The organism is Brasilonema bromeliae SPC951 (assembly GCF_012912135.1).
Lineage (GTDB): Bacteria > Cyanobacteriota > Cyanobacteriia > Cyanobacteriales > Nostocaceae > Brasilonema > Brasilonema bromeliae.
On the sequence record NZ_QMEB01000238.1, the window covers coordinates 1 to 10,037 of the forward strand.

Here is a 10,037-nt window from a genome sequence, read left to right on the forward strand (position 1 = left end):
GTGTTCCGTGTTCCCTGCTGCACTTAAATTCAAATCAAAAATAATTTTGAGAGAAGTCTGATCCTTTAGAAACCTTCTTACCCCCTTACACCCCTAATTGTTAGAAACCTTCTTACCCCCTTACACCCCTACACCCCTAGTTGACTATCATTCATAATCCATGATGACTTGCACCCAGCGTGGAGGGCGGGGGATCGGGTTACCCAGGCGATCCAACAGCAGCCATGCTGCTAAGTGTACTGTAAATAAGTAGATAAAGTTGTTGAAGATAATTAAGGCGATCGCCCCCACTTGAATCCAAAACACACTGGGACTCACCAAAATTCCCAGTTTGAGAACAACCCACTCAATCAAGTCCGTCACTTGGTTGATGACATAAATCCAAAGGTCTTCACTCGTCAACACAGACATCAACCATATACGAAAAAAGACTCCTATGGTGCCTAGTAGTGCACCCAAAGTGATGGAAACAATCCAAGGAATACGACGATTCCATGTTGATCCCAAAAGTACCCCCATAAAGGCAAAGGGGATGACAAACAGTAGACTGCGGACTGGTCCCATCAGCACCAAAAGCAGCAATCCAGATGTGACTGCTGACATCCATGCCGCTCGTTTGCCCCAACGAAGGTATACTAGGGCGATCGGCACGGGAAAAAATATTCGTAATACAGGTCCTAAGGGAAGGTAAAAATTAATAAACCAAATCAAGCTAGCAGTGCTTGCTAAAAATGCCGTTTCTACCATTCTTAACGGCACTTCCAGCTTCATTGAGTTTTTGTTAGAGTCTTTTGTTTGCCTGACCATTAATTTCAAGGGAGTTAAGATGAGAAGAACGAAGAACTTTTAAACGATCATTTTTTCTAAGCCTGACAAATCGGGAATACAAATCACCTCTTGCTCTCGTTTAATCAATCCTTTTTTTTCGAGTCTTGTCAGGACTCGTGTGACAGTTTCCCGTGCTAGTCCACTTAAACTACTCAATTCCCTGTGAGGTAAATTGGGAATTTTGATTCCCTCGTCTCCTTTTTTTCCCTGTCCCTCTGCTAAAAACAATAACGTATCTGCTACCCGCGATTGACTGTCAGATTCCCTTAACCGCAATCGCCGATTTACTTGCCGTAAACGACGTGCCATCAGCTGCGCCAGTCGGACTCCCGCCATTGGTTCTGTTTGAAGTAACTTGACAAAATCTTGTGCTGGCATACTACTAATGACCGTGGAAGTCAAGGTAATAACATCAGTGGAACGAGGCACTTCATCAAGAGCTGCCATTTCACCAAATAATTCTCCTTGGCCGAGAATATTCAGTGTTACTTCTTTGCCTTCCAGATTATAAGTACGTATCTTCACCCATCCACTAGCAATAAAATATACGGATCCCCCCCAGTCATTCTCTAACAAAATCACCTGATTAGCTGGATGAGTGCGGGTTACCAGATGAGTAAGTGCTTGTTCTACAACGGTTTCTGGTAACCCTTGAAAAAAGGGTGCCAAGTACCTTAAGGGATTGGTAAGTGCTTGCACGCTATACCGGTCTTCCATTACGACATCTTGTTGATAAAAGCTGTAATATACACAAAAAATAACGCTACTTTTATAAGCCTAGGCTATTAAAGTACAGCCATTAGAATCTAAAAATAGATTATGTTACAAAACAAAGCGAGCCAAGCGTTTTTTATCAAAAGTATTGCGTTCTCGCGCTAAGATTTCGCCAAAGTCTCGCAATAATAAATAGTCTACAGCTTACAGCTCCCTGGTTGAAGACTAGCAGCACTGTAAACATCAATACTTAAAACTCAAAACTATAGGCAACCTAAATAAATAATACTCATGGTCACTAATTTTTGCTACCCTATAATTTTTAGCTGTTTTCAGTAAACTACAATAATATACATTGCTGGATGCCCATCTAATGCCTAACATACTGCAACAGTTAAAAAAATTTCTATCGCCACCTGACTTAAAATTCTAGTAATGGAAAATTAACGTGACTTCCCGCGCAACAGAAACTCAACAACTGATTGCAGAGATTGACCGCTTACTCACCAACAAGCGCTTACCTAGGCTTTTCTCTAATCAAGCATCAGAACTACGGCAAGTTTTAGAACGAATTCGCGACTTTTTGGTCAATTTATCAGAAAGTTCTGCTCAGGTTCAAACCCCCCAAGAGCTACAATCACAACAATCTCCCTCACTAGCAAAATCTGTTGCTCAAGATGATCACCAATCTTTACCACAGCAGCAATCTTTACAGCAACAGGAAAATATTAATGTTGTGGTGGGACAAGAAAACAATCCATTTGCAGTAGTGCTGGGACCGTTGCAAGAAGAAATCAAAGCACTGTTGCAAGAGCGATCAAATCTTGCCGAGGAAATCAGGCAATTAGAACAAAAGCGGCTGCATAACTACTCCTTAGCACAGCAATTAGCGAATCAGGAGCAGATGATTTCCGAATTTTTGCAAGTGCTGAAAAGCCGAATTGTGTCTGATTTGACACCACAAACGAGAGAAACTGCCGGCAATTCTCAAATGCAGCATTTGGTGACAAGTTATCAGAGTAACACAGAATCTGCAACTTATTCGACTTTACCCGTAGTAGAGTCACAAGAGCAAGTGGAGCGGTTATCAAGGCTTGCGAAGCAGTTAGATCAAAAGTTACTCGCCCTTGATGGAACTGTGAATGTTGTTTTTGAGGCATTACAGGGCAATATTCACACTTATCATGAGTCTTTGTCCCAGGCGCTGGCGAGAATGCACAGCAAAGGAGTGCAAGGGGAACAGTTGTTGGCAAGTTTCATCACCAATTTTACACAGCAGTTGCAACAACAAACTTCCATCAACCAAGCGTCTGTTGAGAATGTCAAAGATGAAACACCACAGTTAGTAGAATCAAACGAGTTAGTTTCAGAGTTACCTGAGGTGACACCAAATAACCAAGCACTCAGCTTGGAAGCACAACAGGAGAGTACGAATGCATCAGATTTGAATGCAGTCGTTTTTCAGGACAGGGAAGACGCACAAAACACCGTAGAGACTCCTGACAAAAGTGCTGTACACCACAATAGTTCTCAGTTCATTCGTGATCAAGTAGACCAACTTTATGCCAGTTTGTTTGGTGTTGACGTGACAGATGTGGCAACAGAAGATAAAGTCACCGATATCACAGATGAGTTCTTTGATCAGCCAACAGCAACTGTATCAGCACCCAGTGAAGTCACAATTATCACAGATGAATTATCTACTCTCACATTATCTGAACTTACAGATGAGTTATTTGAGCAAAGCATAACCACACCTGCTGGGGATCAAGTTACAGATGTCACAAATCAATTATCTGCACCTGATATAGATCAGTTTTTTGAGCAGCAAACGACAACCACACCCGTGACAACAGATGATGACACAACTGTGACGGATGTGACAACCACGAAGGTGACAAATGTCATAGATGAGTTATTTGATCAACCAACACTCACTTCATCTGCCGACACTTCACCACCAACTGTTACTCATCAACCACAATCAGAGTTTCTGTATGAAATAACTTTTGAAGCACCGCAAGTGCCAACAAAGCCGGTGACAGATGTCACAAATTCTTCATCAGTGTCGAATCTCTCTGAAACTTCTCCAGACGCTGCAACAAATCAACAACAACTCGATTCTATTGTTGAGATTCCAGATCCCTGGTTGGAGGAACTAGAAGCCGATCTTGTGAAACTCAGTACTGATGACGCCAAACAGACACAAGATGTCAGCTTGGAAACCACAGAACAATCATCCATTCCTCAGGAAAATATATTGGCAGAATTACCGCCTGTGGAAGAGTATACTCAGGTTGTTTCTTTTGACAGTACTAGCCCAGTGAGTCCAACAACTGAAAATATAATTACAGTGTTGACTGATTTATTGGCTGATACAAACCGCGAGTCACTAGCAGCAAACATAGCACCGATCACTTCCGAAGCCGTAGAAACTCCCCCACAGAATATTGCTGAATCAACAGCCGGTGGAATTCAAAATCGTGATGTAGAAGAGTCTTCAGAGAACAACGTTCCTGCTTCACCGATTGAGAATGTGCTATTTCCAGAAGAAAATCAATCTCCAGAAATAGTTGATATTTCCTTGGAAGAAGCGCAGTTGGATCAATTGGAACAAGATTTAGCGAGTTTTGATGGGGAGATAAATGCTTTGTTGCAGCCTTTGACTCAAAGCGAAAATCAAGAAAAAGCAGAGACTGAGCCAAACTCAAGCATAATAGAACCACAAGCGGAACTTGAAAAAAGTGTGGTAAAAGAAGAAATCGACGGTTCTTCTGTCTCCATTTCTGGTTCCACAAATAACGACGCCCGTAAATCTATTTGGTATTTAGGAATTGATTTGGGTACAACCGGAATTTCTGCGGCTTTGTTAAATCGCTCCACAACTGAGGTGTATCCTCTATATTGGTCAGCAGCACAAACCCAAGAGGAAGCAACTTCTATAAAACGGTCGTTTCGTTTACCAGCAGAAGTCTATCTGCCAACAGCTTCGGTGACAAGCACTGAAACAGAAAGTTCACATCCACAAGACCAGATAGCACCTGCGGCTGTGGCTGAAGAAAAAGTACCTGAGAATATGGCTACGAGTTCTCCATCACCTCAGTCGAGTGCTGCAACGCATAACTTATTCTCAGCGCAGTTGAAACCCTATCTGCAAATTGCTTTACCTTACAAGAGTGAGGGACAAAAATGGGAACCAGTTTTGCAATTAAACGAATTTTCTACTGTTCCATTGGTTTGGGTTGTGCGATCGCTCTCAAAATTGCTCTTAACGTTCACTGAGGATCGCAGTAGCACGACGTTGGGTTTAAGTGCGGCTGCTGTTGGTCTAGACCAAGAAACCTTCCGTCGTATTATCAATGAGATTACTGGTGTTATTTGCACTTGCCGATCCAACTGGTCGGAACAATATCGCTTCAACATTCGAGAAGCTATACTCATCAGCAAACTCGTACAGCATCCGCAACAAGTCTTTTTTCTGGAGGAAGGGATTGCTTGTTTGCTGTCAGAACTTGACGGCGCTGAAGGTGAAATCGTGAAAATCACAGATAGTGAGGGGACTCGTTTTGCAAAAAGCAGCGATCGCCCTCTTGTGGGTAATACTTTCGTCCTTAATATCGGTGCTGCTGCAACAGAAATGGCGTTAGTTAATTTGCCGGAAAACGTGGAAGACCTCACCCATAGTGATTTTATGCTTCACGGTTTTGCTTATGCTGGCAAAGAATTAGAGCAAGACATTATTTGTCAATTGCTATTACCATCTAAATGGCGACAACCACGCACGACTTCTCAGGAAGATACCAAAACTTATACCACAAATTCCAAGAATTGGCAACCAGCAATTCTTGGTTTAGATCAGATGTCCTTTTCGAGTTTAGGCTTGGAAGAATTGAACCTCCCTCGGGCTGGGGAACCAGATGTTGGAGAACGCATTCGCCTACAGCAACGGTTAGAAAGTTCACTTTTAGGAAAGGCGATTATTGATGCGGCGATCGCTCTCAAGCTGATTTTGCAACACCAAGAATCTTTTACCCTAGAACTAGCAGATCAGCAATGGGTTTTGCAGCGACGAGACTTAGAAAGCCAGGTATTTGTCCCATTTGTTCGACGCATCAACCGAGAAATCAATCGGTTACTTGTTGCCAAAGGCATACCAACAGAAGCAATAAATCAAGCTATTTTCACAGGTGGGGTTGCTTCTGTTGCGGCGGTGAGTCGTTGGCTGCGGCAAAAACTGCCCAACGCTAAGATTATCCAAGATTTGTATCTGGGTGAAAATAACTCTCCCAATTGCAGTCGGGTTGCATATGGTTTAGCAGTACTTCCTCTGCATCCTCAAGTCTTAGACGTTCCCAGACAACAGTACACCGACTATTTCTTGTTCACAGAATTGCTGCAAATTCTACCATCAAGAGCCATATCCTTTAGCGAAGTTATCCAGTTATTTGAGAATCGTGGCATTAATACCCGCACTTGTGAGCAACGGCTGATGGCTTTCTTGGAAGGTGAGTTACCTTCTGGCTTGATCCCCACCAGCACAGATGCCATTTGGCTCACCCAAGGTTCATGTGACAATTCTAACTATAAGGCGATAACAGCCGCACCACTTTTTGAAAAACAAGGAAGTCTCACTTATCGTCCCAATACCGAACAACTCCAGGCTATTACTCGTTATCTCGACGCCATCAAACCTAGTATTCAGCAATCTCTTGAGGAACCTTACACGGTGAATTTCGCCTTGGGAATCGTTGATTAGCATTTTGTCCCCTTATCCCCAGAGGGGACTTTGAAACCCTCCGTTGTGGCGACTGGCGTTCAAACAGTTATCAGTATTTTTTTGTATCATTTATCGTTCCTGAAAGCAAAATGTGATAATCTCATATATTTATAGGAAATCAAAGTAGACTAATTACCAACACCTGTCGAAAGCATTTACCAAGTCAAACTCTCGGAACAAAAAAGCATCATATACCTCTCTCTTGAGAGTGGTTTTTATCACAAAAAATCATCATTTTCAACTTTCTTAAACTTTTTTTTCAATATAAAAAATCTTATTTCTGTACAGATTTAGGTGAAAAATACTAATGTATAAATAACAGCCATAATCATACTGAAATATTTACAACGATTAGGGGTCAATCAAAAAATTATGGACAATACCCGAAAAAGAATCGTCATTCAAGGAGACATGGCACTCCTTATCAGAGGCTTAATTATTGGCAAAGTGTTGACACTTGTGGTTATTGGGGGACTGTTCTGGTGGCTAGTGCGGCCACGCTTGTTGATTACCAGCAACATTAACTCTTCGCCTAGTCAAAATACAAACACAACCTCTAGTACTAGATTAGCCTTTGGGACAACTGCTGATATTCCTGTCGGTTCATTCAAATACGGTGGCAGTACAGCGTGGGCACCTATTCGACAATTAATAGATTCTCAAATCCAAAATGCTCATCCAGAATTGCAGTTAAATTACGTAAAACCCACTAACGGCAGTCCTGGTTCTGGTTCAGGCATTCGTATGTTGCTTGACGGGCAATTGGACTTCGCCCAGTCTTCTCGTCCGATAACAGTTGAAGAATCCACTACAGCCAAGCAGCGAGGTTTCACACTTGATCAACGTCAAGTTGGTATTGATGGAATAGCAGTGGTTGTTAACCCATCACTCACGCTGCCCGGTTTAACAATTGACCAATTGCAACAAATTTATCACGGTGAAATTACTAACTGGAAGCAAGTAGATGGACCAGACCTACCCATCACTCCTTTTGCCCAACGTCCAGAGGACGCAGATACACTCATATTTGTAAACAACAAATCAAGCGGCACATCAAGCAACAAAGACTTAAACAATCAAGCGTTTAGCTCTAACGTCCAGTATGTCCACTCTACTACACAAGCGGTGCGTCGGCTCAGTAAAACCCCGGGCGGTTTGTATTACGCTTCTGCTCGTACACTAGTCCCTCAATGTAGTGTGAGGCTTTTGCCACTTGGTCAGACTCCTACTAAGTTCATCCCCCCCTACCGTGAACCAAAAGTGTCAACCGAGGAGTGCCTACACAAGCGCAATCAGCTCAATACTAAAGCAATCAAAAATGGCAGCTATCCACTCACCACAAACCTGTTTGTGATTATTAAGCATAACAACGGTCGGGAACAGCGGGCGGGAGAAGCCTATGCCAAACTTTTACTCACCGACCAAGGGCAAGAGGCTATTGAGCAGGCTGGATTTATTAGAGTTCGTTAAATTTGTATTCACTGCTACATAAAATCTGGACAATTCCAGACATGACTTGACGTTTCGGCGGGAGCATGGGAGCAATTATCCCTTAACGTCCAGGCACGGTTTAACCATCCGTGCATATTTTTGGAGATTTTTAGATGCATTTAAATCTCGGTCTTGGGTGTGCTGACATTTCTGACACACATAAACCCGCTCTGATAGACTAATTTCTCGAATTTCTCCACAATTTGAACAAGTTTTACTAGATGGGTAAAATCTATCCACAAATACGACAGTTCCACCGTATCTAATGACTTTATATTCAACCTGTCTACGAAATTCATAAAAATTAGCATCGCTGACAGCACCCGCTAACCGATGATTCTTCAACATCCCCGAAGTATTTAAATCTTCTAAAGCAACTACTGCGTGGTTTTTGCAGATAAATGTAGTCGCCTTGTGAGTGGCATCTTTACGTATATTAGCAATCCGTCGATGCAGTTTAGATATTCTCAGTTTTTGTTTTTTATAACGATGACTACCTCTCACCTTCCTCGATAATTGTCGTTGTAACCTTGTTAAGGTTTTTTGGGCTTTTTTGAAAGCTTTTGGGTTGAAAAAAATCACTCCTGTTGATAAAGTTGCTAAAGTTTTTATCCCGACATCAACCCCGACATATTCATGTTCTTTTTTGGTGATTTCTGGTGAGATTTCATAAGAACAAGAAATGTACCAATCTCCGGCTGATTTCGATATAGTCAGCTTTGTGGTTGTTGTGTGTGGTAAGGATTCATAAGTTGATACCCAGCCAATGGTTGGTAATTTTATGCGTTTACCACCCAAGTTTATTGGTTTACCACCAGCATTAATTGTAAAACTTTCATTTCTCCCTTTCCTTTTAAACTTGGGATAATCTGCACGTTTTTGAAAGAAGTTTTTAAAGGCTTTTCCTAAATTATCAAATGCAAATTCTGTGATTTTTTGACAAATCCCTTTTTCTTTAATCCAGGTGAGAACTGGTTTGACTTCATTATTAAAAAATTTCTTTAAAGTCAAATGATTTGGTTGATATCCTGACTCATACAAAGCTTTCCATGTTGCCAGTCCCCAGTTATATGTAAATCGGGATATGCCAGCATGTTTTGACATCAGAATTTTTTGGGATGATGTCAATTTTAGTTTGGTTTTGATCGAGGTCACGCATTTGTCCCCTAGAAAATGAGCCAGCCCTGGTGTTGGTTGATCTGTCGGCGAAGTTGGGTACTCGTTGTAATAGGGCTGGCTCATTTTCTTCGTGTAAGACCTCGTCAGCAACACAAATCTACTCTGCATGAGCATGGTATGTTTCAAATCATCACATAACTTATGGAGGTAGGTCTAGTCGGTTGATGTAAATTTTCTTAAAATAGGTAGACGGTTTTGTGAGGCGGTTTGTCAGTAAATGTCGGGCTTTGTCCAGTTAATAGTCTACTAGGACATTGCTCTTCAAGAATAACTACTATTGAGTCTTAAAGTATAGTACTAAATATTTTTACGTTAAACTATTTAATTGTTGAAATACACATAAAGTAATATTTAGCGCTAAAATATTAATGGTTGAACTCGCCGCTCTACTCATGCTTTTAAGTTGCTAGAGTATTGTTTTTGGGCAGTTGAACATTCCTGGTCACTCAGTCGTAGGCAACTCTCAAAGTTAAAGATGAACAAAGCAGATACGATTAGACAAGTAGCGCTCGACTGGAAAGTGACGCGACCGGAAATTGATCCAAGCCCGATGGTACGAGTACTGGCAGTGCTTCGTTCAGCCTTAGAACTCGAAAAGGCGACACAAAAGCTTTTTGCCCGGTATGACTTGAATACAGCAACGTTTGGAGTCCTCGCAACACTGCGCCGTTCTTCGCCGCCTGAGGGGATGACCCTTTCTCAATTAGCTCAATTTGTCCTAGTCACACCAGCTTCCATCACCAATCGCGTTGATCGTTTGGAAGCACGGGGTTTAGTCGAGCGGTATGATGCCACAAATGATCGACGGTGTTGGTTAGTGCGTTTGACTCAGAAGGGATATGACCTCATTGATGAACTGATTCCGCAACACGTAGAGAATGAGCGCCAGTTGCTTTCTGGTTTAAATGAGCAGGAACAGGAGCAACTTTATTTGCTGCTACTTAAGCTACTGGCAAGTCTAGAGGATGACTAAAGGATAGAACACAGCAAGCACTTTATAGTGGGTGAGATGAAAACCCTGTGGCTTTAGCCCAGGGACGCCACATGC

Annotated in this window: 6 protein-coding genes; 3 read left to right on the forward strand and 3 right to left on the reverse strand. The window is 42.1% G+C overall.

Annotated features, from left to right (window positions below):
- Window positions 1-147: 147 nt before the first annotated feature.
- Both DP116_RS23540 and DP116_RS23545 read right to left on the reverse strand, forming a co-directional pair.
- Window positions 148-807 (reverse strand): DUF2232 domain-containing protein, encoded by a 660-nt coding sequence (locus DP116_RS23540; protein ID WP_169157475.1) that lies wholly within the window; start codon window positions 805-807, stop codon window positions 148-150.
- Window positions 808-846: 39 nt separating this feature from the next.
- Window positions 847-1,545 (reverse strand): Crp/Fnr family transcriptional regulator, encoded by a 699-nt coding sequence (locus DP116_RS23545; protein ID WP_169157476.1) that lies wholly within the window; start codon window positions 1,543-1,545, stop codon window positions 847-849.
- A 445-nt stretch (window positions 1,546-1,990) separates the two neighbouring features.
- On the opposite strand from DP116_RS23545, the gene DP116_RS23550 reads away from it, so the two are divergent.
- Complete coding sequence (locus tag DP116_RS23550; RefSeq protein ID WP_339381543.1) at window positions 1,991-6,298, forward strand: hypothetical protein; 4,308 nt, start codon at window positions 1,991-1,993, stop codon at window positions 6,296-6,298.
- A gap of 393 nt (window positions 6,299-6,691) precedes the next feature.
- Window positions 6,692-7,789 carry a PstS family phosphate ABC transporter substrate-binding protein gene (locus tag DP116_RS23555; RefSeq protein ID WP_169157477.1) on the forward strand — a complete coding sequence of 366 codons (1,098 nt, stop codon included), beginning with the start codon at window positions 6,692-6,694 and terminating at the stop codon, window positions 7,787-7,789.
- 75 nt (window positions 7,790-7,864) lie between these two features.
- Here DP116_RS23555 and DP116_RS23560 read toward each other — a convergent pair whose 3' ends face one another.
- A complete protein-coding gene (locus tag DP116_RS23560) occupies window positions 7,865-8,965 on the reverse strand; it encodes an RNA-guided endonuclease InsQ/TnpB family protein (protein ID WP_339381544.1) in 1,101 nt (366 codons plus the stop codon).
- A 499-nt stretch (window positions 8,966-9,464) separates the two neighbouring features.
- Between DP116_RS23560 and DP116_RS23565 the strand changes: the two genes are divergently transcribed.
- Window positions 9,465-9,962, forward strand: a complete 498-nt coding sequence (locus tag DP116_RS23565; RefSeq protein ID WP_048871800.1) for a MarR family transcriptional regulator — start codon at window positions 9,465-9,467, stop codon at window positions 9,960-9,962.
- Window positions 9,963-10,037 lie beyond the last annotated feature (75 nt).